Source organism: Allosphingosinicella sp., assembly GCF_036570505.1.
Classification (GTDB): domain Bacteria; phylum Pseudomonadota; class Alphaproteobacteria; order Sphingomonadales; family Sphingomonadaceae; genus Allosphingosinicella.
Genome location: NZ_DATCYB010000083.1, coordinates 21,186 through 44,974, shown reverse-complemented (window position 1 = coordinate 44,974; position 23,789 = coordinate 21,186). Strand labels below are relative to the sequence as shown.

Below are 23,789 nucleotides of genomic sequence, written 5' to 3'. Positions count from 1 at the left end.
GCCCTCATCATCGGCGTGTGACGGCGCGCCAGGACCTTGAGAGCATCTTCCTCGCGGCCCTCGCGGCCTGCCATCCCTCGCGCGTCGTCCCGGCGCAACTGCCCGAGCCGCCGAGAGGCCGCACTTTCGTCCTCGCGTTGGGCAAGGCCGCCTGCGGCATGGCCCGCGCTGTGGTGGAGAACTGGGAGGCGCCGCTCTCCGGCCTGGCCGTCGTTCCGCACGGCGCCGCCGAGCCGCTGGAGCGGATCGAATGCATCACAGCAGGCCACCCGGTGCCGGACGAGGCCAGCGTCGCCGCCGCCGGACACCTTCTCGCCCTCGCAGAAGAGGCGGGTGTCGAAGACCTCGTCCTTGTCCTGCTGAGCGGCGGCGCCTCGGCCCTCGCCTGTCTCCCCGGTGAAGGCTTGGCGCTCGCCGACAAGCAGGCCCTCACGAGCGCCCTCCTCCACTCCGGCGCGCCGATCGAGGAGATCAACACCGTCCGCCGCCACCTCTCCCGCATCAAGGGCGGCCGCCTCGCCCGCGCCGCCCAGCCAGCGCGGATCGTTACGCTCGCCATCTCCGACGTGGTCGGCGACCGGCCCGAAGACATTGGCTCCGGACCGACGGTCGCGGACCCGACCACCCTCGCCGACGCCCGCGCGATCCTCGACCGATACGGGATAGCCGCGCCTCGCTCGGGCTGGAGCGAAACGGTAAAGCCGGACGAGGCGGCGGAATGGAACGCCGACTACCGCCTCATCGCCGGCGGCCGGAGCGCGATCGAAGCCGCCGCGGCCGAGGCGGCAGGGCTCGGCTGGGAACCTCAGGTGATCGACGTCCATGCGACAGGCGAAGCCCGGCTGGTCGCGGCCCAACATGCGGAGCTGGCCAAGCGGATCGATCGCCGCACCGCCCTCATTTCGGGCGGCGAGTTGACGGTGACGGTGAGCAGCCACGGGCGGGGCGGCCCCAATCGCGAATATGCGCTCGCCGTGGCCCTGGCGCTGGGCGGCGCTCCCGGCATCACCGGCCTCGCCGCCGATACCGACGGCATCGACGGTATGGGCGACGCCGCCGGAGCGTTCATCGATCCCACCACCCTCGCCCGTGCCAGGGCGCTGAAGCTGGACCCCGCCTCCGTGCTCACCACCAACGACAGCGGCCCCTTTTTCGCCGTCCTGGGCGACGCCTTCGTCACAGGCCCCACCGGCACCAACGTCAACGACTTGCGCGTCATCCTCGTCGATCCCTAAGGACCCCATATGAGCGAATGGACGATCGGCATCATCGGCGGCTCCGGCCTCTACGCAACGGATTCGCTCGAGGGCGCGCAGTGGATCGCCGTCGACACGCCCTGGGGCAAGCCTTCCGACGAACTCCTCGTCGGTCGCATCCACGGCGTCAAATTCGCCTTCCTCCCCCGCCACGGGCGCGGCCACCGCCTGCCGCCGAGCCACGTCAACGCCCGCGCCAATATCGACGCCTTGAAGCGCGCCGGCTGCACCGACATCCTCGCCCTCTCCGCCATCGGCTCGCTGAAGGAGGAGCTGACGCCCGGCGCTTTCGTCGTCGTCGACCAGTTCATCGACCGCACCTTCGCGCGGGATCGGAGCTTCTTCGGGCCCGGCGTCGTCGCTCACGTCCCGATGGCCGACCCGGTCTGCCCCCGTCTCTCCGACCTGGCGGCGAACGCAGCCGAGGTGGCCGGCGCCGACGTCGCCCGCGGCGCCACATATCTCGCCATGGAGGGCCCGCAGCTTTCCACCCGCGCCGAGAGCCGCCTCTACCGCCAATGGGGCTCCGACGTGATCGGCATGACCGCCATGCCCGAAGCCCGCCTCGCCCGCGAAGCCGAGCTTCCCTACGCCCTGATCGGCATGGTCACCGACTATGATTGCTGGCGAAGCGACGGCGACGATGTCGACATCACCCAAATCCTCGCCCAGCTCCAGGCCAATGCGGCCACGGCGCAACGACTGATTGTCGAACTCGCCAAGGCTCTTCCAGGAGAGCGTCCGCCCTCCCCGATCGACACGGTGCTCGACACGGCCCTCATCACCCCGCCCGACGCGCGCGGTGCGACATTGATGGCGAAGCTGGACGCGGTCTGCCGGAGAGTGCTGGCCCGTCAGGAGGGCGAATAGACCCGCGCGATCCGATGGACGGGCACCCCGGCACGATACAGCCCCAGACACACTGCATTGCGCGCCGACCGCCTGAACCAGCCGTCCCGCCGCCATCGCGCCGCGCTGGTGATGGCGTCCGCATCCAGCACCCGCACGCGCCTAAGCCGGCGCACCAGATCGACATCTTCCATCAGGGGCAGGTCCCGGTAGCCCCCCGCCGCCTCATAACGTTCTCGTGAAACCAGCAGGCCCTGATCGCCGTAGGGCAGGCCCAATAGCCGCGCCCGCGCCGCTACGCCTCGTTCGATGATCCGCGCCTGCCAGGCATCGTCGTCGAGCCGGAAGCGGAAGCAGGCTGGCGCGCCCGGTCGCGAAGCCATGTACATTGCCGCTGTCTCGCGCCAACCCGCACCCAAACGTGTGTCCGCATGAAGAAACAGCAGCCAGTCTCCCCGCGCGGTCTCCGCGCCGGCCCTGAGCTGCGTGCCGCGCCCCCTCGCCGTCCGCACGACGCGGGCTCCGGCCGCTTCGGCGACCACAGCGCTGGCGTCCGCCGATCCGCCATCGACCACGACGATCTCGTTATCGCCCCGCACCGCGTCCAGGCAGGCGGGAAGATGATCGTCCGCGTTCAGGGTTGGAATGACGATGGACAGCATCAGCCGGAGCAGCTCGCTCCGCCGAGCACACAAAAACGGGCGCAATGGGGATGATTGAGCCTGACCTCGCGCCGCGCCTCCGCCAGCGTCTCGCCCATCGCGAACTGCTCGTCATAGGGAAGGAGCGTGCACGCGACGACGTGCGGCCGGGCCGCGCCCTTTGCCTTCACCACCATCCGGCTGGTCGCGCACATCATGGTGGAAGGCGACACGCCCAATATCCCCCAGCAGGCCTCGCTGATCTCTGGAACGTCGGCGGCGGCGTCCATTTCCGGGAAAAGCACCAACCCCCCTTCGACCATTACGCCCAGCTCGTCGAACAGCCGGGCATAGCCGGCGCGTTCCTCGGCCTCGCTCTGGCCGGGAAGCAGACGCCCGGCGACGGCCAGCCTGAAGCCGTTGCGGGACAGCCATTTCAATCCGTCGACTGCCTTGTCCCAAGTTCCGGTGCCACGCTCCGCCTCGTGGGTGCCCCTGGTGTAATGATCGAGGCTGACCCGCATCGTCAGCCGATCCCTGGATGCCCGTGCCATCTCGACCAGCTCGGCCTCGAACCGCCGCATCGGCCGCATCGCGTTGGTCAACACCAGCACGTCGAAACCGCGTCGCAGCGCCGATTGCATCATCGCGATCATGTCGCGGTTCATGAAGGGCTCGCCGCCGGTAAAGCCGATCTCGCGCGTGCCCATCCGCTCCGCCTCGTCGAGATAGCCTTCGGCCTCGGCCAAGGTCAGATAGACCAGCGCGTCATTGGTCGGGGAGCTTTCGATATAGCAGGTCTTGCAGGTGAGATTGCAGAGCGTGCCGGTGTTGATCCACAACGTCTCCAGCCGCTCCAGTCCCACATGCGCCCTCGGCTCGTCCTTGGCCGTCACCAGCGGATCGCGAAACTTGCCCGGGTCGACCGGACGCGCTTCTGGATCGAGGAAGGGAGAGGGCGGTTCCTCTATGACGGTGGCGATGGCGCTTCTCCCTCGGCGCGGCGACAAGGTCATGCTACGCCTCTCGCCACACCTCCGCCAGAGGAGAGGCAACAGCATGGCTCATAGCGTCACCCCATTCCTGATGTTCGAAGGCAAAGCAGAGGAAGCGATGGGCGTCTATGCCTCCTTGTTCGAAGGCGCCGCCATCACCGCCATAGACCGATATGGGCCCGACGAGGCGGGCACCGAAGGATCGGTAAGGCGCGCGACGCTCCGCCTCTCCAGCCAGGAGCTTATCTGCATCGACAGTCCGGTGCACCATGCCTTCACCTTCACGCCCTCCGTCTCGCTGTTCGTCGAATGCGAGGATGAAGCGGAGCTGGAGCGGCTCTACGCGGGCCTCATGGAAGACGGGCAGGCGCTGATGCCACTCGACAATTACGGCTTCTCTCGCCGCTTCGGATGGTTGAACGACCGCTTCGGCGTGTCGTGGCAGTTGAACCTGGCGTGAGGACGATCCCGCGGAGACGAAAGCGATGAAGCTCGGCAAGCTCGGCCTGCTGCTGCTGATCGTCGCCGCCGTCGCCTTGTTCCTCTGGTCGGGCGGCGCGGATCGCCTGAGCCTAAGCGGGCTCAAGGAAGATCGGGATGCCCTGTTGCGCGTCGTCGCTGCCTGGCCGATCGCCTCGGCTCTGGCCTTCGCCCTCGCCTACATCGCCGTCACCGGCCTGTCGCTGCCGGGCGCGGCCGCGATGACGCTGGCCGGCGGGGCACTGTTCGGGCTGGTCGAAAGCACCCTTATCGTCAGCCTGGCCTCGACCATCGGCGCGACCCTGGCGATGCTGGCGTCGCGATTCGTCGCGCGGGACTGGGTTCGGGCGCGCTTTCCGAAGGCCGTGGGCGCCGTAGACCGCGGCGTCGAGCGCGACGGCAATTTCTACCTGCTGACCCTGCGGCTGGTGCCGCTCTTCCCCTTCTTCCTGGTCAACCTGGCGATGGGCCTCACCGCGATGCGCGTCCTGCCCTTTGCCCTCGTCAGCCTGGTCGGAATGCTGCCCGGCACCATCGTCTATGTGAACGCCGGCACCCAGCTCGCGACGATCGACAGTACCGCCGACATTCTTTCGCCCGAGCTGATCGGCTCGTTCGTCCTGCTCGGCCTGTTCCCGCTGATCGCCAAATGGGCGGTGGGATGGTGGAAGCGGCGACGCGTCTATCGCCGCTGGAAACGCCCCCGCCGCTTCGATCGCAATCTTATCGTCATCGGCGCCGGCGCCGGCGGGCTCGTCACCGCCTATATAGCCGCCACCGTCCGCGCCAAGGTGACGCTGATCGAGGCGAACAAGATGGGCGGCGACTGTCTCAACACCGGCTGCGTCCCCTCCAAGGCGCTGATCCGCACCGCCCGCCTCGCCCACGAAATCCGCACCGCCGACTGGTACGGTCTCGATCCGCGCGAGCCCGCCTTCGACTTCAAGGCGCTGATGAAGCGTATCCAAACCATCATCAAGGTCATCGAGCCTGCCGACAGCGTCGAGCGCTATATAAGCCTCGGCGTCGACGTCCGCCTCGGCTACGCTAAAATCGTCGATCCCTGGACGGTAGAAATAGACGGCGCGGAACGCCTCACCGGCCGCGCCATCGTCATCGCCGCCGGCGGGGAACCCGACATCCCCGACATCCCCGGCCTTTCGGAGTCGGGCTATCTCACCAGCGACACGATGTGGGACGAACTCGCCCACCGAGAGGAGATGCCCGCACGGCTCGTCATTCTCGGCGGCGGCCCGATCGGCACCGAAATGGCGCAGGCGTTCGCTCGCCTTGGTTCAAAGGTCACACAGGTCGAGTACGGCCCGCGCATCCTGCTCAAGGAGGATGAGGAGGTCTCCGACTTCGTCGCCGGACAGCTGCGCCAGGAAGGTGTCGACATCCTCACCGGTCACGAAGCCATCGGCATCGAGGGCAAGACATTGATCGCCCGCGCGGCCGGCGGAGAGGTTTCAATCCCATTCGACGACCTGATCCTGGCCGTTGGCCGCAAGGCCCGGCTCACCGGCTACGGGCTGGAAGACCTGGGCATCGAAACCGACAAGGCCGTCGTCGCCAACGACTATCTCGAAACGCTCTATCCCAACATCTTCGCCGTCGGCGACGTGGCCGGGCCTTACCAGTTCACCCACTTCGCCGCGCATCAGGCCTGGTATGCCGCCGTCAACGCGCTGTTCGGCTCGCTCCGCCGCTACCGCGCCGACTACTCGATCATTCCTCGCGTCACGTTCACCGATCCCGAGGTCGCCCATGTAGGCCACAATGAGCAGTCGGCGAGAGAGGCGGGCGTCGCCTTTGAAATCGCCCGCCACGATCTTGGCCACCTCGACCGCGCCGTCGCCGAGGGCGCGAACCGCGGCTTCGTGAAGCTGCTGGTCGCACCCGGCAAGGACCGCATTCTCGGTGCCACCATCGTCGCGCACAATGCCGGCGAGACGATCGCGGAGATCGTGCTGGCGATGAAGCACGGCATCGGCCTCAACAAGCTGCTCGGCACGATCCACGCCTACCCGACCATGGCGGAGGCGAACAAATATGCCGCCGGCGAGTGGAAAAAGGCCCGCAAGCCCGAGCGGCTGCTGCGCTGGGTCGAGCGCTATCATGGCTGGAGACGCGGATGACCGGGGCCCGCATCATCATCTTCGCCAAGGCGCCCGTACCGGGCCACGCCAAGACCCGCCTCATCCCCGCCCTCGGCCCCGAAGGCGCCGCCGAACTGGCCCGGCGCATGCTGTTCGATACCTGCCGCGAAGCCCTGGCGGCCGGGGTTGGTCCGGTGGAGCTCTGCCTCGCCCATCATCTCGACTGGGACGAGGAAATCCCGCGTGGCGTGGAATTGACCGACCAGGGCGCAGGCGACCTCGGAGACCGCCTCTGGCGCGCCGCTCGTCGGGCCGAGACCCCGCTTCTCTTTATCGGCACAGATTGTCCTGATCTCGACCGTAAGCGCTTAAAAGCCGCCGCCGAGCAGTTGCGCGACCACGACGCCATCCTCCACCCGGCCGAAGATGGCGGCTATGCGCTGCTCGGGCTGAACAGGCTCGATCGATCGCTCTTCACCGATATCGCCTGGAGCACCGACGCGGTCGCCCGGCAGACCATCGAGCGTATCAAGGCGCTGGACTGGTCGCTGCACATCGGCGAGACCTTGCGCGACATAGACGAGCCCGCCGACCTCTCCATCCTGGGAGACACGCCGCCATGATCACCGCCCTCGTTGCCGCAGCCCTCGCCGCCGGCGGGCCAATCTGGGTTGGCAGGTTCAACGGGCCGGGCGCGCCGCCCTCGCCCTGGCGGGTCGTGCGGCTCGACGATGATGTGGCGCCCACGCGCTACCAAGTGACGACCACGGCCGGCGTCACGTCGGTCGAGGCGCGGTCGAAGGACAGCATGGCCATCCTTGCCCGCCCCATCTCGATCGATCTAGCCGCCACGCCCATCCTCTGCTGGCGCTGGTATGTCGACGCGCCGGTCGCGAACGCCGACATGCGCAAGAAGAGCGGCGACGATTACGCCGCCCGGGTCTATGTCGCCTTCGACATGCCCAGCAGCGCTCTCAGCGCCGGCACCCGCTTCAAGCTGGGCATCGCCCGCCGCCTGTTCGGCCGGGATGTGCCCGACGCGGCGGTCACCTATGTCTGGGACAATCGCAACCCCGTCGGCACCCGCCGCAAGAGCGCCTACACCGACCGCGCCCAGATGATCGTCGCCGAAACCGGCGCGGCCGGCGCCGGAAAATGGGTCGAAGAGCGCGCCGACGTCGCCGCCGATTTCGCCCGCGGTTTCGAAGGGAAACCCGGCAAGCCGACCCGGATCGCCATCGCCACCGATACCGACAACACCAACGGCAGCGCCCGCGCCGCCTTCGCCGACCTTCACTTCGTTCCCCGCGGCACACCCTGCCAAAGCTAGCGCGGCCGGCGCGGCCGGCTATAAGCGCGTCCGTGACCGACGAACTCCCGCCCTACGCCCGGCTGCTCGGCCTCAGCATGAACCGCGGCGACGGCGGCGAACTCGTCTGGGTCATGCCTTTCCGAGAGCAGGTCGTCGGCCGCCCCGGCTATCTCCACGGCGGCGCCATCGCAGGCCTTCTTGAATTCGCCGCGCTGGGAACGCTCTATGACGCACTCGGATCTCGCGAGGGCGTCATCGTGAAGCCGATCAACGTCACCGTCGATTTCATGCGCGGCGGCATCGACCACGAAACCTATGCTTCCGCGGTCGTTACCCGCCTCGGCAACCGCGTCGCCAATGTCGAGGCCCATGCCTGGCAGCAGGACCGTGAAAAGCCGATCGCGGCCGCCCACATGAACCTGCTGCTGCGGCGGGAGGGACCCGGCGGGCCGCGTTGACGAGTTCCGGCACTTCGATCAAAGATCGATTCATGACATTGCGCAAGCACCGACAGCGCTTTCCCGACGGGCTGGAACACGCCCACCTCTCGGAAAGAGGGGTGCTCGGCCGTCACGCCAGTCCCGTCTCGGTCATCCTGCTGGGCGCGTTCCTGGCGGTCGCGCTCGCCGGATTCTTCGGTGGCGGACCGCGCCCGGAATTCACCGCCACGTCGGACGAAGCCAGCCTGTCGGTCAAAAGTCCCGACGTCATCCGCACCGGCATGTATTTCGAAGCCGAGATCGCGATCATGCCGAAGCGGCCCGTCTCGGATCTCACGCTCGCCGTGACGCCTTCGCTATGGCGGGACTTTACCCAGAACACGATGATCCCGGCGGCGGCCGAGGAGAGCTTCGAGAACGGCTTCTTCCGCTATTCCTACGGACCCGCCGAGCCCGGCAAGCCGCTCGTTGTCAAGATCGACTTCCAGATCAATCCGTCAATGATCGGCACCAACCGGGGCGTGGTGGCCGTGTTCGATGGCGACAGGGAGCTGGTCCGGCTGCCGCTGAGCACCAAGGTTCGTCCCTGATGGACATAGTCCTTCGCGCCACCGCGATGTTCTTCGTGGTCTACGGGCTGCTCCGCCTGCTCGGTAAGCGCGAGCTCAGCCAGCTGACGCCGTTCGAGCTCGTCGTGCTGATCGTGATGGGCGACCTCATCCAGCAGGGCGTGACGCACAATGATTTCAGCGTCACCGGCGCGATCCTGGCGGTCGTGACCTTCGCGTTCTGGAGCCTGCTTCTGGCCTGGTCGGGCTATCTGTTTCCCCGGCTCCAGGATTATATCGAAGGAGCGCCCCGCATCATCATCCGCGACGGCGAGCTTCTGGAGGGCAATCTGCGCCGCGACCGCATGACCCGCGCGGAAGTGGAATCCGAGATGCGCCTGGCGGGTATCTCCCACATGGACAAGGTCGCCTGGGCGATCCTGGAACCCGAAGGCAAGATCAGTTTCATCAAGCACGGCAATGGCGAGAGTCCGCCGCTGAACAGCGATCCGGGGGCCGGGATCACCTGACGCCCGCGCCTTTGACGCGCCTCAATAATCGTTGAGCCGAGCCACCCTGTCGGCATGATAAGCGGCGTCGCCGAACAGTTCGCTCAGCACCCGATCGCGCTTCATGTAGAGGCCGATGTCATATTCGTCGGTCATGCCGATACCGCCATGCATCTGGACGCCTTCCCGCACGGCGAGGGCAGAGGCCGACCCGGCCTTGGCCTTGGCGACCGACACCATCATGTCGGCCTCGTCGGCATCTTCGTCCAGCAACTGCTGCGCCTTGAGGGTTGCCGCGCGCGCGATCTCCAGCTCGGAATAGAGGTGCGCAGCCCGGTGTTGCAGCACCTGGAATTCGCCGATGAGCCGCCCGAACTGCTTGCGTTGCTTCAAATAGTCGACGGTCATCCCCGTCGCCGCCGATCCGACGCCGACCAGCTCCGACGCCGCGCCCACGCGCCCCGCGTTCAGCACCCGGTGGAGCAAGGGCCCGCCCTGCCCGACCTCGCCGATCACCGCATCGGCGTCCAACTCCACCCGATCGAATTCCAGCCGCGCGCCGATGCTGGCGTCGGCCAGCCGCACGCCTTCGACCTCCAGCCCCTTCACCCCCTTCTCGACCGCGAACAGGGTCAGCCCGTCGGGAGTCGCGGCGGCGACGACGAAGAAATCGGCCGACGCGCCCTGCACGACGAACTGCTTGCGGCCGCTGAGGCGGAACCCGTTGCCGGACCGCTCGGCGATCATGGCGATCGATTCCGGCCGATGCTTCGAGCCTTCGTCGATGGCAAGGGCCGCCACCGTGTCGCCGGCCAATATGCCGGGATACCAGCGCTCCCTATGCCTCGTATCCCGAAGCGCCTCGACCACCGCCACCGCCGTGATCAGGAAGGGCGAAGGCGTCAGGTTCCGCCCGACCTCCTCCAGCACGATCCCGGCCTCGACATGGCCGAGGCCCACTCCGCCATCCGCCTCGTCGACCAGAATGCCGGTAAAGCCTATCTCGGCGAACTGCTTCCACAAGCCATGCCCGAAGCCGTCCTTGCAATTCATGTCGCGATATTTGCGATACTGTTTCGCGATCGACCCTTCAGCCGCCATGAACTCCCGCGCGCTGTCGCGGAGCATGACCTGATCGTCGGTAAGGTAGAGCGGCATCCGTATATCCTAACTGAAGAATCCGTTCGTCCCGAGCGTAGTCGAGGGGCGCTGGCACCGAGTCATCACTTGCGCCCCACGACTACGCTCGGGACGAACGAGATCGGGGCTCCCACTCACGTCCCCGGCAGCTCCAGGATATGCTTGGCGATGATGCCGAGCTGAATCTCGCTGGTCCCGCCCTCGATCGAATTGGCCTTGGTGCGCAGCCACTCCCGCGCCGCCTTGCCGGCTTTGGAACGCTCGCTCTCCCATTCGAGCGCGCCGGAGCCGCCCGCGGCCATGATCAACTCGTGCCGCGCCTTGTTGAGCTCGGTCCCGGCATATTTCATCATCGACGGCTGGGCCGGATGCGCCTGCCCCGCCTTCAGCTCGTCGATGAACCGCTCCGACATTGCCCGGAACGCCATCGCATCGACATCGAACCGGGCGACATCGGCGCGGAGGACCGGATCGTCCTTCAGCTTTGCCGCCAGCGCCGCCCCCAGGCTCTCGCCGGTGCCGCCCAGCCCCATGCCGCTGATCATCTCGCGCTCGTGACCCAGGAGATATTTGGCGACGTCCCAGCCCCTATTCACCTCGCCGACCACCTGCTCCTTCGGCACCTTCACGTCATCGAAGAAGGTCTCGCAGAAAGGCGAGGAGCCGGAAATGAGCAGGATCGGCTTCGTCGAGACGCCGGGCGAGGCCATGTCGAAGAGGAGAAAGCTTATGCCCTTGTGCTTGGGCGCGGCCGGATCGGTTCGTACGAGGCAGAAGATCCAGTCCGCCTTGTCGGCGTAGCTGGTCCAGACCTTCTGGCCGTTGACGAGCCAATGGTCGCTCTTGTCCTCACATTTCGTCTGGAGCGAAGCGAGGTCGGAGCCGGCATTGGGCTCCGAATAGCCCTGGCACCAGCGTATCTCCCCCCGCGCGATCTCTGGGAGAAACCGCTTCTTCTGCTCCTCGGTGCCGTATTTGAGGAGCGCCGGCCCCAGCATGGAAATCCCAAAACTCATGAGCGGATTGCGTGCGTCGATCGCGGCCATCTCCTGACGCAGGATCTTGGTTTCGGCCGGAGAGAGTCCGCCCCCGCCATATTCTTTCGGCCATTCGGGCACGGTCCATCCGCGTGCCCCCATCAACTCCATCCAGCTTTTCTGCGCGTCGGTCTTGAAGGCGGGGTTGCGCCCGCCCCAGCAATAGTCGCTCTCGTCCCGCACCGGCTCGCGCATTTCGGCGGGGCAGTTGGCCGCCAGCCAGGCGCGGGTTTCGCGACGGAAAGTCTCCAGGTCGGCCATGCGGCTCCTCTCCTTTACGTAAACGTCAATGGCAGGAGTCGGCCAGTGGGGTCAACCGCCTCCCGCGCCTCAGGTGCAGAGCGCGAGATAGGCGATCTGCATCACTGTCCCGTCCTCCGCGGGAAGCGGGTTGTCGGGATATTCGACTTTCTCGACTACTTCGCCGTCCGCGCCAAGCTTGCGCCGCTCCGTCGCGTTGATCGTCTTGCCCGCGCAATTGACCTTGAGCAGGAAGATGTCCTCACTGGGGCCCTCCCCTCCCGGATCGGTCATCCGGAACCAGGCCTGGCGAAGACCTTCATCCTCCTCGAGCGTCGAGGCATCGATCGCGATCGATTGCCCCGAAAGCGCCGAGCCCAAATTGAGCCACACAGCCGGACGCGGCTCGGGCTCGGGCACGGGCGCCGGGACCGCCACGACCACCTTCGGGATCGCATCACAGGCGACGGTCGCCCGCACCAGCTCGCGCTCCACCACCGCGTCCTGCATCGTGCTGGCGACATAGGTGAGGTCGCGCACGGTCAGCCGGCTGGGGTCGTAATAACCCTGCGTCACCGACCGCGCCCGCCGCTCCAGCCGCCGCATCTGCAGCGGCGTCAGCCGGTCCGCCAGCGCCTCGCTGACGCAGCGGGTCTGGCCAAGATCGAGGCCGTAGCGGGTTAGCTGCTCAGTGACGATGCCGGCGGTCGGGCCGATCCGGTCGGCGATATTGCCCCCGGCGCATCCGGCGAGGAGGCCCGCGGCCAGCAGGGCGAAAGGCAAAGAACGCATCGATACTGTCTCCCGGCGGGGTTGGTAACAACGGCTCCGACGAAAGGGAAGAACACTGGCGAGAAACCGCCGTTTCTGACAGGGAAGGGACGCAGCCGCACAAGGGGAAACCGCCGGCATGGACTTTGACCTTACGGAACGCGAGGCCTTCCACCGCGACCGCGTGCGCGCCTTCATCGATTCCGAGATTCGCCCTCGGCTCCAGGACTATAAGGACCAGCTCGCGGCCGGCGATCGCTGGCAGCCGCTTCCCATCATCGAGGAGTTGAAGCCGAAGGCGAAGGCGGCCGGCCTCTGGAACCTCTTCATGCCGCCCGGCCAGGCGCTGGCCCATGTCGACGACACGTTCGAGTTCGAAGGCACCCAGCTTACCAATCTCGAATATGCCCTCTGTGCCGAGGAGATGGGTCGCATCCTCTGGTCGGCGGAAGTCTTCAACTGCTCCGCCCCCGACACAGGCAACATGGAGGTTCTCCACCGCTACGGCACGCGCGAGCAGAAGGAACAATGGCTCCGCCCGCTGATGAACGGTGAAATCCGCTCCGCCTTCCTGATGACCGAGCCGGCGGTCGCCTCGTCCGACGCCACCAACATCCAGTGCGAAATCCGCCGCGACCCCGGATCGGGGTCCGGGGCAGGCGGCGACGAATATGTCATCAATGGCCGCAAATGGTGGTCCTCCGGCGCCGGCGATCCGCGCTGCAAGGTCGCCATCGTCATGGGCAAGACCGATCCGGACGCGGGCAAGCACCAGCAGCAGTCCATGGTCCTGATGCCCCTCGACGCGCCGGGCGTCACCATCGAGCGGGCGCTTACCGTCTACGGCTATGACGACGCCCCCCACGGCCACATGGAGATCGCGCTTGACAATGTCCGCATCCCCGCCTCCAACATGCTGCTCGGTGAAGGGCGCGGCTTCGAGATCGCGCAGGGTCGCCTCGGCCCCGGCCGCATCCATCATTGCATGCGCACCATCGGCGCGGCCGAGGAGGCGCTGGAAGCCATGGTCAGGCGCCTCCAGTCCCGCACCGCCTTCGGCAAGCACCTCTCCGACCACAGCGTCTGGGAGCAGCGCGTCGCCCAGGCGCGCATCGACATCGAGATGTCGCGCCTCCTCTGCCTGAAGGCCGCCGACAGGATGGACAAGGCCGGCAATAAGGCCGCGAAGCTGGAGATCGCCATGATCAAGGTCCAGGCGCCCAACATGGCGCTACGCATCATCGACGACGCGGTCCAGGCTCATGGGGGTGCAGGCGTCTCCCAGGACTTCAACCTCGCCGCCAGCTGGGCCGGCATCCGCACCCTCCGCCTCGCCGATGGTCCAGATGAGGTCCACAACCGCAGCATCGCCCTCATGGAGTTCGCCAAATATGCGCCTGCGACCTGACAACCTGATCCGTTCGTCCCGAGCGAAGTCGAGGGGCGCTGGCACCACCTCATCACACACGCCCCTCGACTACGCTCGGGACGAATGAGGCTAGGCATGAGCAACCTCTTCAACCTCACCGGCAAAGTCGCCGTCATCACCGGCTCCTCCCGAGGCATTGGCCGCGCCATCGCCGAGGCGATGGCCGATCAGGGCGCCAGGGTCGTCATCTCCAGCCGCAAGGCCGACGCCTGCGCCGAAGCCGCCCAGGCCATCAACGCCAAGCACGGCGAAGGCACCGCCATCGCCATCCCCGCCAACATCTCGTCGAAGGACGATCTCCAGCACCTCGTCGACGAAACCCACCGCCAGCTCGGCCGCATCGACATCCTCGTCTGCAACGCCGCCTCAAACCCCTATTACGGCCCGATGGCCGGCATCGGCGACGACCAGTTCCGCAAGATCCTCGAAAACAACGTCATCGCCAACCACTGGCTGATCTCGATGGTCGCCCCGGGGATGCTGGAGCGGAAGGACGGCTCGATCATCCTCATCTCGTCGATCGGCGGCATGACCGGGTCAACGATGATCGGCGCCTACAACATCTCCAAGGCCGCCGACTTCCAGCTTGCCCGCAATCTCGCCGCCGAGTTCGGCGCCGCGGGCGTTCGCGTGAACTGCATCGCCCCCGGCCTCATCCGCACCGATTTCGCCCGCGCCATCTGGGAAAATCCCGACACCCTCAAGGCCGTCACCCGCCACACCCCCATGCAACGCATCGGCGAAGTCCACGAAATCGCCGGCGCCGCCGTGTTCCTGGCCTCCCCTGCCTCCACCTTTATGACCGGGCAGACGGTGGTGGTGGATGGCGGCAGCACGATCGGAGTGGGACTGTGACCTGCTGCTCACCGGCGAAAGCCGGGGCCCAGATTCGGAGTCCGTACTGGACCCGGGCTTCCGCCGGGGAACACGCATGACCCAGCGCCTCGCCAACAAAATCGCCATCATCACCGGCGCGGGCTCCGGCATCGGCCGCGCCGCCGCCGAGCTGTTCGCCAGGGAAGGCGCCTACCTCATCCTCGCCGACACCGCCGAAGCCGTGGAGGAAACCGCCGCCTGTATCGGCCCCGCCGCCATCCCCATGCGCTGCGACGCCGGCCAGGAGAAGGACGTCGCCCACCTCGTCCGCGGCGCCGCCGCCCGCTTCGGCGGCCTCGACATTGTGTTCGCCAATGCCGGCATCTCCGGCGGCCTCGCCTCGATCTTCGAGCAGACGCCGGAGGACTGGCAGGAAATCCTCCGCGTCAACCTCATCGGCCCCTTCCTCGCCATCAAGCACGCCGCGCCGCTGATGAGGGAACGAGGGCGCGGCTCCATCATCTGCACCGCCTCGGTCGCGGGCCTCCGCGCCGGCGCCGGCGGCCCGGCTTATTCCGCCTCCAAGGCCGGTCTCATCAACCTCGTCCAGGTCACCGCCACCCAGCTCGCCGGCTCCAACGTCCGGGTCAACGCCCTCTGCCCCGGCCTCATCGAAACCGGTATGACCCAGCCCTTCTACGACCACGCCCGCGCCAACGGCCAGCAAGACCGCCTCGGCCACCTCAACCCCCTGAGGCGCGGCGGCGAGCCCCACGAAATCGCCCAAGCCGCCCTCTTCTTGGCGTCAGAGGAGAGCAGCTACGTCAACGGTCAAGCGCTGGTGGTGGACGGCGGCCTTTCAGTGTCGCACCCCTACAACCGCCAAGGCTGGGGCATCACCTCAGCATAGCTGTGAAAACGGTCACGAGGGACCGTCCCTCACTCCGATCGCAGGTCCGCTAAATGCGGATGGCCGGAGGGCAGCGGCCAGGTGGACGGCCTTCCAGTGGAGGTATAGCGTCTTGTCTCAGTGGTTGTGCGTACCTTGCCAAGCAACGGTGGGCACATGAGAACCGGAAGAATATTCCAGGCTGTCGCGACACCGCTTGTCTTGGCCTCGCTCCTGACACCAAGCATTGCCATGAGCCAGACGACGGAGCCGCAGCCGCGCGTGATCGCGGCCGAGGAGGCGTTGGCAGCGTCGGGGAGAACGGGTTTATCACCCTCATCAAGGTAGGCTCCATCTCGACCGGCGCCTCGCAGTTATATGTGGGCAGCGGGATCGTACCTCCGGGGACCGAGACCCCGGCGCACCTCCACGAGGTCGACGAAGAGGTGCTCTATGTTCTCGAGGGCGAGATCACCCTTACTCTCGACGACGAAGTCCACACTGTCGGGGCTGGAGGAACGGCTTTCATCCCGCCGGGCACGTGGATGAAGGTCGAGAACAGGTCGGATGCCCTTGCCCGCGTGCTTGGCATATTGCCGCGAGGAGACGTCGAGAGATGTTTCCGGGCCATTTACCCGGCGGAGGGCTACTACAAGACGGAGGCGGACCGGAATAAGGACTTTGGGTTCCGCAAAACTCGGATGGCAGAACAGTCGCATGGAGATGATTGAACGGCACGTCCGTCCGTCTTTGCGTCTTCGCGTGAGACCAGAAAGCTCACGAGCCCAACGGAGAAGACGGAAGCGCCCCAGTTGACGTTCACGTAAACTAACGCCTATCCGGAGGCCGAACCGCCAAACCCGGAGACCCTGATGAGCCCGATCACCACCCAGCGTCACGGCGACATCCTGATCGTCACGTCCAACAACCCGCCGGTGAACGCCCTCGGCCATGCGGTGCGCGAGGGGCTGGTGAAGGCGATGGACGAGGCGGACGCGGACGAAACGGTAAAGGCGGTGGTGGTCATCTGCGAGGGCAACACCTTCTTCGCCGGCGCCGACATCAGCGAGTTCGGCAAGCCCATGCAGATGCCGATGCTGCCGATGGTGGTCGACCGGATCGAGGCCTGCACCAAGCCGGTCGTCGCCGCCATTCACGGCACCGCGCTCGGCGGCGGGCTGGAGGTGGCGCTGGCCTGCCACTATCGCGTCGCCGTTCCGGACGCGAAGCTCGGCACGCCGGAGGTGAAGCTCGGCATCCTCCCCGGCGCCGGCGGCACCCAGCGACTGCCGCGCGTAGTGGGCGTGCCCAAGGCGCTTGAGATGGTCGCCACCGGCAATCCGATCGGCGCCAAGGAGGCCCACGATCTCGGTCTGGTCGACCGACTGATCGAAGGCGATCTCACGCAGCATGCCGTAGCCTTCGCCGAAGAAGTGCGCGACGTCCGCCCCATCCCCAGGAGCAGCGAGCGCGACGACAAGCTCGCCGAGGCGCGCGCCAACCCGGCCCTGTTCGACGAGTTCCGCAAGGCCAACGCGAAGAAATTCCGCGGCTTCGACGCGCCAGAGGCCACGATCAAGGCCGTCGAGGCCGCCGTCGCCAAGCCCTATGCCGAGGGCGTGCTCGACGAGCGCCGCCTGTTCATGGAGCTGATGACCGGCACCCAGGCCCGCGCCCAGCAATATTTCTTCTTCGCCGAACGCAAGGCCTCCAAGATCGAGGGGCTGCCCGAAGATACGAAGCCGCGTGACATCAAGCGCGTCGGCGTCATCGGCGCCGGCACGATGGGCGGCGGCATCTCGATGAATTTCCTCTCCGCCGGCATCCCGGTCACCATCGTCGAGATGGAGCAGGCCGCGCTCGATCGCGGCACCGGCATCATGCGCAAGAATTACGAGGCGACCGCTTCCAAGGGGAAGGTGACGGCCGAGCAGGTCGAGGGCGCGATGGGCCTCCTGAACCCGACGCTCGACTTCGGGACGCTGGCCGAGTGCGATCTCATCATCGAGGCCGTGTTCGAGAATATGGACGTCAAGAAGGACGTCTTCACCCGCCTCGACAAGATCGCCAAGCCCGGCGCCATCCTCGCCTCCAACACCTCCTATCTCAACATCGACGAGATCGCCGCCGCCACCTCGCGCCCGCAGGATGTGCTCGGCCTCCACTTCTTCTCGCCGGCCAACATCATGAAGCTGTTGGAAATCGTGCGAGGCGCCAAAACCGCGCCGGACGTCCTCGTCACCGCCATGCAGCTCGCCAAGAAGATCCGCAAGGTCGCCGTCGTCGCGGGCGTCTGCTACGGCTTCATCGGCAACCGCATGCTGATCCCGCGCCAGATGCAGGCGATGCAGCTCCTCCTCGAAGGCGCCACCCCGGAACAGGTGGACAAGGTCCATGTCGAGTTCGGCATGCCAATGGGGCCGTTCCAGATGGCGGACCTCGCCGGCATCGACATCGGCTGGCACCGCGATCCCAATCGCATCGAGAATATCCGCGACAAGCTCTGCGCGATGGAACGCTGGGGCCAGAAGAAGGGCGCCGGCTTCTACGATTATGACGACAAGCGCCGCCCCTCCCCCTCGCCCGTCGTCGCCGAGGTGATCGAGGAATTCCGGCAGAAGGCCGGCATTGAGAAGCGCGAGATAACCGACCAGGAGATCATGGAGCGCACGATCTACACGATGGTCAACGAGGGCGCGAAAATCCTGGAGGAAGGCATGGCCCAGCGCGCCTCCGACATCGATGTCGTCTGGGTCTACGGCTATGGCTGGCCCGTCTATCGCGGCGGCCCGATGTTCTGGGCCGACACGGTGGGCCTCAAGGAAATCGTCGCCGGCCTGGAGCGCCAGAGGGAGCGGCTCGGCAGCGACTTCTCGCTGTCCAAGCTGCTCACGAACAAGGCCGAAGCGGGTGAAAAGCTCACCCGCTGAGCCTCAGCGGCAATAGCGCACCCTCACCCGGCGGCCCCAATAGGGATCCCACACCCGGCGGGTATAGCAGCGCGGTCGATAATAGCCGCCATATCCCCGGTAATAGGGCCGGCCCCGATAATAGGGCCCGCCATAATAGGGGTCGCCATAATATCCGCCGCCATAATAAGGATCATAGTAGCGGTCGTAATAGCGGCCACGCGATGAAGAGGCGATCGCGGCGCCGATGCCGAGACCGAGGATTCCCGCGCCGATCGCCCAACCGATGTCGTCATCGTCGCGGTGACGCCAGCGCCGCGCCTCGGCCGGTGCCGCCGTGGCCGCTATGGTCACCACCGCGGCCGCGCCAAGAATGCCTTTGCTGATCCAGTTTCTCATGGGCCGTGCTCCTTTCCTGTCGACCCGCTCCTTCGAATTTCCGACTCCTGAAAGACGAATCTCTCCTCCACGAATGAACCGCCTGAAAACGCCCTATTAACCTGCCGTTCAGGCGCTCAATCCCGTTCCTCCCGGGTCAGCGGCACGAAGCGGACGGGCGTGATAGTCCGCGAGGTCACGCGCCCCTTTCCGTCCTTCATGATGAGCTTCAGCTCCTGCGTGCCGAGCGACGAGCCCACCGGAATCACCATCCGCCCGCCGGGCTTCAATTGCTCGACCAGCGGCGGCGGCACATGCTTCGCTCCCGCCGTGACGATGATGCCGTCGAACGGCGCATGGGCCGGCCACCCGGCATAGCCGTCGCCATGCTGAACCGTGACATTGTCATAGCCAAGCGCATCGAGCCGCTTCGCCGACCGCCGCGCCAACGGCTCCACGATCTCGATCGAATAGACATGGTCCACCAGCCGCGACAGCACCGCCGCCTGGTAACCGGAGCCGGTCCCGACCTCGAGCATCACGTCGCCGGGCTCCGGCTTCAGCAGATGCGTCATCATCGCGACGATGGTCGGCTGCGAAATCGTCTGCCCTTCGCCGATCGGCAGCGGATAATCGCGATAGGCTTCGTCGCGCTGCCCCGCCGGCACGAACTGGTGCCGGGGCACTGTCCGCATGGCGGCGAGCACACGCGGATCGGCGCGCGCGCCCATCGATCGGGCATAGCCGCGGATCGAGTCCACCAGCCGGGCACGGGCGGAGGCGTAATCGAGTTCGCGTTCAGTGTGGGCGGGAATGCCGGTGGCGAGCGTCAGGATGGCCAGCGCGCCGAAGCTTTTCAATCGGCGCCAAAGCAAGGAACGATCTGGCGTTGCGGACACGGTGCAACAACGCGCCGGCGGGCCGAACGGCTCCCACGAAATGTCGGGAAATGGGGTTGGGTAGAAGGACTTGGCGGGTGCTTACCTTGCACCCGCGGGCTGATAACCCGTCGCCGTCAGGCGGTCGCGGTCATCTGTTCCGATTCGTACGCTCGCTTGCTGAACTCCTCGGCGAGCTGCCGGTGCCACGCCTGGGCGGTGGGCGTCATCGCGCGCGCTGCCGCCTTGGCTTCCTGGACGGCTCTGCGCGCGTAATAGCTTTGATTGGACTCCATTGACTCTACCCCCAACGGACCACTGCAGAAAACCACGGTGCCGTGGCAAAGTTATCGTTAGGTTAACGACCGGGTGCCGTGAGTACGGCAGTCGCGCCTATTTCGGATCGCCCCAGCGGATCAGGCCGCCTTCGCGTCAATCGCTCGACACCAAGAATCGCCCGTCCCAGAAGCCTTCGTAAAAGCTGATCCACTGATCGGCAACCCGTAACGGAGCCGGTTCGAGTCGGCAGATATAGGATCGTCCCATCTTGCGACGGTTGACCAGCCCCGCCCGCTCCAGCACCCGCACATGCTTTGAGGCGGCGGCGAAGGACATGCTGAAGGGCGCCGCAAGCTCGCCGATCGTGCGCTCGCCCAGCGCCAGGCTGCGCAGCATCACCCGGCGGGTCGGATCCGACAGCGCGTGAAAGATGGCGTCGAGGGAGGCGGAGCTTTGAACGACCATGGTGACAGGCTAACCGCCGGGAGGGTCACTGTAAACCGACCGGTTGAATGTAGCCGGTCTTCTAGCTGTAGAAGATATGCGCCCCAATCTTGTCGACGCGGTCGAGCCGACGGCCCCAAGAGGGCGCGACATAATCGGCGTGATACCACAGGACATCCTCGTCCAGGTTGCCCGCCAGCTTGTCGGTCGCGATGCGGGCGATCGCCACGGCGTCGCGCCAGGCTTCGCTGCCCCGGTTGACCTCGGGGATTCGGCCGGTGGCGTTGACGAACGAGAATTGCCAGGGCTGGATGACGACCTCGCACAGGGTGGTTGGATACCGGCCGGAAGCGGCGCGGTTCAGCACCACTTCGGCGACGGCCAACTGGCCCGTGAGCGGCTCGCCCTGGGCTTCGAAATAGACGGCGCCGGCGAGACATTCCTGCTCCGCGTCCGACGTCTCGGCGCTGGCATAGGCCCTCACCAGTTCCTCCAGGCCGCGCGGACGCGGCACCGCGGTGCCGGCGACTTGCACCATCTGCTGCGCCGCCGCGACGGCGTCGGCGCGATAAGCGCCGGCCTCGATCGTGGCCTCGGTGTGGGCGGCGACCGGATGGACCGTCGGCGCCGCATCGACACGCGAAGCCAACGAGGGGCCGGCGAAGGTGGCGGTCGCGACAAGGACGAACGCGGCCGCGGCGGTGCCGCCGGCACGAAGCATATTGATCATCAATTCTCTAATATGTGCGGTCGGCCGACCCGCTGGATGCAGGACGCATCCGGATCCACCCCCCGACTTGCATGGCCGCGTGCCCCAAAAGGTCTTACCGGCGGCCCCCGCTCTTTCAGTCAAGTGCTGTGAGCATCATTTGGCCGGGCGGGCATAATATATCAATCGGCCTAGACCCACTAATCGGCGAGTCGAGCCGAATCCTGCGGTGACTCGACGGAACTATTTGATTTGTCGATGCTTTGCGGCGCCTCGCCGACTAGCCGGCCACCAGCTTCACGAAGGCGCTGGCGATCCATCCGGAGCGGCAGGGGCCGTCATAGGCTCGGGCCGTCGTCACCGGACCGGAGACGCCGCAGGAAGGATCGAGCGTGCCGCCCTCATGAAACACGACCCCCATCCACCCTTGGTCGTGCGAGCGCGTGCAGACGAAGAAGCGGGCGCTGGCCGGGATCGCCCCCGTTTCCTCCGCCGCGTCGAACGGCGCCGCCCGCACCGGGAGGCTGCCGCCCTCGGCCAGGTTGCGCGTCGTGCCGGCGGCGTTGCAGGCGTTGAAGCTGGCGCCCAGCTCGCCGATCCGCACCGGCACCGTGTCCACCGTCACCGGCGACGGCTCCGGCCGCTCCAGCTCGATGCTGTTGGCGAAGTGATTGTCCTCGACCGGCTCGCCGCAGCCGGAAAGGCCGACCAGGGACAGGAGGAGAAAGCGGCGCATGCCCGCACTCTGGCGGGTACGGCGGCGGAAATCCAGTGCGGGGCTTGCGGCCAGATCTACCCTTGCGGAACGACCGCGCCCGATGAATGTTCTGTCCACGCAACGAGGCGAAAGGATTCGTCCATGACCACGACCGTGCCCGAAGCCGTCCCGCAGCCGGACACCATTCTGCGCTACAACAATGTCGCCGTCGCCATCCACTGGACCACCGTCGTCCTGCTGCTGACCCAGGTCTATGTCGGCTTCACCTTCCACGGCATGGAGCCCGGCCCCGAGCGCGGCGAGTGGTTCACTTGGCACAAGACGATCGGCGCGACGATCCTCATTCTCTCCCTCATCCGCCTCGCCTGGCGGCTGGCCCACAAGCCGCCGCCCTTCCCGATCGAGCTGCCGCGCTGGGAGCGCATCGCGGCGGTCTGGAACCACCGTATCTTCTACTTCCTGCTCATCGTCCTGCCGCTGACCGGCCTCCTCGCCGTCTCGGGCGGCGCGGATGAGGCGACGACAAGCCTCGTCGGCGGAATCCCGCTCCCGCTCATCCCCGGCATCTCCGAAGCGCTCGGCGAGACCATCGGCGGCATCCACGAGGCGCTGGTCAGGATCACCATCGCCCTCATCGTCCTCCACGTGGCGGCCGCGCTCAAGCACCAGTTCTTCGACCGCACCCGCGCCGAAGGCCGCATGCCGCCCTTGCGCGAACGCGACGGCACGCCCACCGTCCCCGTCAACTAAAGGACACGCATGGCCTACTGGCTGATGAAATCGGAGCCTGACGTCTACAGCTGGGACGACCTCGTCCGCGACGGCGCGACCGACTGGGACGGCGTCCGCAACAACGCCGCCCGCCTGCACCTGCGCGCCATGAAGCCGGGCGACGAAGCCTTCTTCTACCATAGCGGCAACGAGCGCGCCGTCGTCGGCATCATGCGCATCGCCGGCGAGGGCAAGCCCGACGGCGAGGACGGCGCCTGGGTCAAGGTCCCCGTCGAGCCGGTAAAGCCGCTCGTTCCGGTGACGCTGAAGCAGGTCAAGGCCGAGCCCAGCCTGGCCAAGATGGAGCTCGTCCGCCAGTCCCGTCTGTCGGTGAGCCCGGTACGCGATGAGGAATGGCAGGCGATCCTCAAGATGGCGGGCTAGCACCGCCCGCCTTTCAGCGAAGCTGCAACCCCGTCCTTCTTGGCGTCTTCGCGTCTTTGCGTGAGACAAACTCCCTTTTTCGGCACGCGAAGACGCAAAGCCGCGAAGGGAGATTTCCGGAGGCTCGCCGGAACTGGCCAGCGACCTGCGGTCGTCTGCGGTCCGGCGCTGCTCAGGACAGGCATGGCGAGTCTCCTGGCTTGGTGGCGAATCGGCCAGGATATGACTCAGGAGAGCGGCTGTAGGGATCGGCGCTTTGCGGTTGGTCTTGGACGGGATGCACGGCTCGATCCCACGATCAGCCAGGGCTTGCCGCAGCCAGTCGGCATCGTAACCCCGGTCGCCGAGCAGTGCCCTGGCCTTGGGCAGCGCGTCGAGCATCAGCGCGGCGCCCGTGTAGTCGCTCATCTGGCCTTCGCTGAGCAACATCACCAGCGGTCGGCCGTGGCCGTCGCAGATCGCGTGCAGCTTCGAGTTCAGCCCCCCTTGGTGCGCCCGATACGTCGGGCAACAACCCCTTTTTTAACAGGCTGGCGGCGGTGCGGTGCGCCTTGAGGTGGGTGGCGTCGATCATCAGCCGATCCGGCTTGCCGCCCTTGGCCGCGAGCGCAGCAAAGATCTTGTTGAACACGCCCAGCCGGCTCCAGCGGACGAAGCGATTGTAGATCGTCTTGTGCGGGCCGTAATCCTTGGGCGCATCCCGCCAGCGCAGCCCGTTACGGATCACGAAGATGATCCCACTGATCACCCGCCGATCGTCGACCCGCGGCACTCCATGCGACAACGGAAAATGCGGCTCGATCCGGCGCATCTGCGCCTCCGACAACCAAAACAGATCACTCATGGCAACGCCTCCTGACGCCGCCAT

The 23,789-nt window shown here is 66.5% G+C and carries 27 protein-coding genes and 1 pseudogene; 16 read left to right on the top strand and 12 right to left on the bottom strand.

The window, feature by feature from the left end:
* The first annotated feature begins 17 nt into the window (after positions 1-17).
* Together VIR62_RS10560 and mtnP are read left to right on the top strand one after the other, a co-directional pair.
* On the top strand, positions 18-1,235 hold the full coding sequence (locus VIR62_RS10560) for a glycerate kinase type-2 family protein (protein WP_431871099.1): 1,218 nt from the start codon (positions 18-20) through the stop codon (positions 1,233-1,235).
* 9 nt (positions 1,236-1,244) lie between these two features.
* Positions 1,245-2,126, top strand: coding sequence for an S-methyl-5'-thioadenosine phosphorylase (gene mtnP, locus VIR62_RS10555; protein ID WP_431871097.1), 882 nt, complete (start codon positions 1,245-1,247; stop codon positions 2,124-2,126).
* Here the strand turns inward: mtnP and VIR62_RS10550 are convergent.
* A complete protein-coding gene (locus tag VIR62_RS10550; protein WP_431871096.1) occupies positions 2,111-2,767 on the bottom strand; it encodes a TIGR04283 family arsenosugar biosynthesis glycosyltransferase in 657 nt (218 codons plus the stop codon). The two genes, mtnP and VIR62_RS10550, sit on opposite strands and share 16 nt — an antisense overlap.
* On the bottom strand, positions 2,767-3,762 hold the full coding sequence (locus tag VIR62_RS10545; protein WP_431871094.1) for a radical SAM protein: 996 nt from the start codon (positions 3,760-3,762) through the stop codon (positions 2,767-2,769). The genes VIR62_RS10550 and VIR62_RS10545 overlap by 1 nt, the downstream gene beginning before the upstream one ends.
* Before the next feature lie 43 nt (positions 3,763-3,805).
* Between VIR62_RS10545 and VIR62_RS10540 the strand changes: the two genes are divergently transcribed.
* From VIR62_RS10540 to VIR62_RS10510, 7 genes are read left to right on the top strand one after another with little or no spacing between them, the layout of a single operon-like run.
* Positions 3,806-4,201, top strand: a complete 396-nt coding sequence (locus VIR62_RS10540; protein ID WP_431871093.1) for a VOC family protein — start codon at positions 3,806-3,808, stop codon at positions 4,199-4,201.
* 25 nt (positions 4,202-4,226) lie between these two features.
* Positions 4,227-6,359 (top strand): FAD-dependent oxidoreductase, encoded by a 2,133-nt coding sequence (locus VIR62_RS10535; protein WP_431871091.1) that lies wholly within the window; start codon positions 4,227-4,229, stop codon positions 6,357-6,359.
* Positions 6,356-6,943, top strand: a complete 588-nt coding sequence (locus VIR62_RS10530) for a TIGR04282 family arsenosugar biosynthesis glycosyltransferase (RefSeq protein WP_431871089.1) — start codon at positions 6,356-6,358, stop codon at positions 6,941-6,943. Before VIR62_RS10535 ends, VIR62_RS10530 begins: the two co-directional genes overlap by 4 nt.
* On the top strand, positions 6,940-7,650 hold the full coding sequence (locus VIR62_RS10525; RefSeq protein ID WP_431871087.1) for a DUF3047 domain-containing protein: 711 nt from the start codon (positions 6,940-6,942) through the stop codon (positions 7,648-7,650). The genes VIR62_RS10530 and VIR62_RS10525 overlap by 4 nt, the downstream gene beginning before the upstream one ends.
* A 32-nt stretch (positions 7,651-7,682) precedes the next feature.
* On the top strand, positions 7,683-8,090 hold the full coding sequence (locus VIR62_RS10520) for a PaaI family thioesterase (protein WP_431871085.1): 408 nt from the start codon (positions 7,683-7,685) through the stop codon (positions 8,088-8,090).
* 32 nt (positions 8,091-8,122) lie between these two features.
* Complete coding sequence (locus tag VIR62_RS10515; RefSeq protein WP_431871083.1) at positions 8,123-8,662, top strand: hypothetical protein; 540 nt, start codon at positions 8,123-8,125, stop codon at positions 8,660-8,662.
* Positions 8,662-9,150, top strand: a complete 489-nt coding sequence (locus VIR62_RS10510; RefSeq protein ID WP_431871081.1) for a DUF421 domain-containing protein — start codon at positions 8,662-8,664, stop codon at positions 9,148-9,150. Before VIR62_RS10515 ends, VIR62_RS10510 begins: the two co-directional genes overlap by 1 nt.
* Positions 9,151-9,171: 21 nt before the next feature.
* On the opposite strand, the gene VIR62_RS10505 is transcribed toward VIR62_RS10510, so the two are convergent.
* The 3 genes from VIR62_RS10505 to VIR62_RS10495 all read right to left on the bottom strand — a co-directional run bounded on the left by VIR62_RS10505 (position 9,172) and on the right by VIR62_RS10495 (position 12,338).
* A complete protein-coding gene (locus VIR62_RS10505; RefSeq protein WP_431871079.1) occupies positions 9,172-10,287 on the bottom strand; it encodes an acyl-CoA dehydrogenase family protein in 1,116 nt (371 codons plus the stop codon).
* Positions 10,288-10,403: 116 nt separating this feature from the next.
* Positions 10,404-11,567 carry an acyl-CoA dehydrogenase family protein gene (locus VIR62_RS10500; RefSeq protein ID WP_431871077.1) on the bottom strand — a complete coding sequence of 388 codons (1,164 nt, stop codon included), beginning with the start codon at positions 11,565-11,567 and terminating at the stop codon, positions 10,404-10,406.
* A gap of 69 nt (positions 11,568-11,636) precedes the next feature.
* Complete coding sequence (locus VIR62_RS10495; RefSeq protein WP_431871075.1) at positions 11,637-12,338, bottom strand: hypothetical protein; 702 nt, start codon at positions 12,336-12,338, stop codon at positions 11,637-11,639.
* Between the two features lie 118 nt (positions 12,339-12,456).
* On the opposite strand from VIR62_RS10495, the gene VIR62_RS10490 reads away from it, so the two are divergent.
* The 5 genes from VIR62_RS10490 (at position 12,457) to VIR62_RS10470 (ending at position 18,381) form a co-directional block, all read left to right on the top strand.
* Positions 12,457-13,725, top strand: coding sequence for an acyl-CoA dehydrogenase family protein (locus VIR62_RS10490; protein WP_431871073.1), 1,269 nt, complete (start codon positions 12,457-12,459; stop codon positions 13,723-13,725).
* A 96-nt stretch (positions 13,726-13,821) separates the two neighbouring features.
* Entirely contained in the window at positions 13,822-14,601 is a 780-nt protein-coding gene (locus tag VIR62_RS10485; protein ID WP_431871071.1) for an SDR family NAD(P)-dependent oxidoreductase, read from the top strand.
* 76 nt (positions 14,602-14,677) lie between these two features.
* Positions 14,678-15,472: an SDR family NAD(P)-dependent oxidoreductase gene (locus VIR62_RS10480; protein ID WP_431871069.1), complete on the top strand. Its 795-nt coding sequence runs from the start codon at positions 14,678-14,680 to the stop codon at positions 15,470-15,472.
* 359 nt (positions 15,473-15,831) lie between these two features.
* Positions 15,832-16,182, top strand: coding sequence for a cupin domain-containing protein (locus VIR62_RS10475; protein WP_431871067.1), 351 nt, complete (start codon positions 15,832-15,834; stop codon positions 16,180-16,182).
* A gap of 141 nt (positions 16,183-16,323) precedes the next feature.
* The gene (locus VIR62_RS10470; RefSeq protein ID WP_431871065.1) at positions 16,324-18,381 is read left to right on the top strand and encodes a 3-hydroxyacyl-CoA dehydrogenase NAD-binding domain-containing protein; all 2,058 of its coding nucleotides are present in this window, start codon (positions 16,324-16,326) and stop codon (positions 18,379-18,381) included.
* 3 nt (positions 18,382-18,384) lie between these two features.
* On the opposite strand, the gene VIR62_RS10465 is transcribed toward VIR62_RS10470, so the two are convergent.
* The 6 genes from VIR62_RS10465 to VIR62_RS10440 form a co-directional block, all read right to left on the bottom strand.
* Positions 18,385-18,759: a hypothetical protein gene (locus VIR62_RS10465; protein ID WP_431871063.1), complete on the bottom strand. Its 375-nt coding sequence runs from the start codon at positions 18,757-18,759 to the stop codon at positions 18,385-18,387.
* A 116-nt stretch (positions 18,760-18,875) separates the two neighbouring features.
* Positions 18,876-19,598, bottom strand: a complete 723-nt coding sequence (locus tag VIR62_RS10460; RefSeq protein ID WP_431871061.1) for a protein-L-isoaspartate(D-aspartate) O-methyltransferase — start codon at positions 19,596-19,598, stop codon at positions 18,876-18,878.
* Between the two features lie 155 nt (positions 19,599-19,753).
* On the bottom strand, positions 19,754-19,912 hold the full coding sequence (locus tag VIR62_RS10455; RefSeq protein WP_431871059.1) for a hypothetical protein: 159 nt from the start codon (positions 19,910-19,912) through the stop codon (positions 19,754-19,756).
* 136 nt (positions 19,913-20,048) lie between these two features.
* Positions 20,049-20,360 (bottom strand): ArsR/SmtB family transcription factor, encoded by a 312-nt coding sequence (locus VIR62_RS10450; protein ID WP_431871057.1) that lies wholly within the window; start codon positions 20,358-20,360, stop codon positions 20,049-20,051.
* 61 nt (positions 20,361-20,421) lie between these two features.
* Entirely contained in the window at positions 20,422-21,069 is a 648-nt protein-coding gene (locus tag VIR62_RS10445; protein WP_431871055.1) for a cell wall hydrolase, read from the bottom strand.
* 259 nt (positions 21,070-21,328) lie between these two features.
* Positions 21,329-21,784 carry a hypothetical protein gene (locus VIR62_RS10440; RefSeq protein WP_431871135.1) on the bottom strand — a complete coding sequence of 152 codons (456 nt, stop codon included), beginning with the start codon at positions 21,782-21,784 and terminating at the stop codon, positions 21,329-21,331.
* A gap of 123 nt (positions 21,785-21,907) precedes the next feature.
* On the opposite strand from VIR62_RS10440, the gene VIR62_RS10435 reads away from it, so the two are divergent.
* Positions 21,908-22,516, top strand: coding sequence for a cytochrome b (locus tag VIR62_RS10435; protein ID WP_431871053.1), 609 nt, complete (start codon positions 21,908-21,910; stop codon positions 22,514-22,516).
* Between the two features lie 9 nt (positions 22,517-22,525).
* A complete protein-coding gene (locus VIR62_RS10430; protein WP_431871051.1) occupies positions 22,526-22,921 on the top strand; it encodes an EVE domain-containing protein in 396 nt (131 codons plus the stop codon).
* A 246-nt stretch (positions 22,922-23,167) separates the two neighbouring features.
* Here the strand turns inward: VIR62_RS10430 and VIR62_RS10425 are convergent.
* A pseudogene (locus VIR62_RS10425) lies at positions 23,168-23,765 on the bottom strand (IS5 family transposase); the annotation flags it as partial.
* Positions 23,766-23,789: the final 24 nt, after the last annotated feature.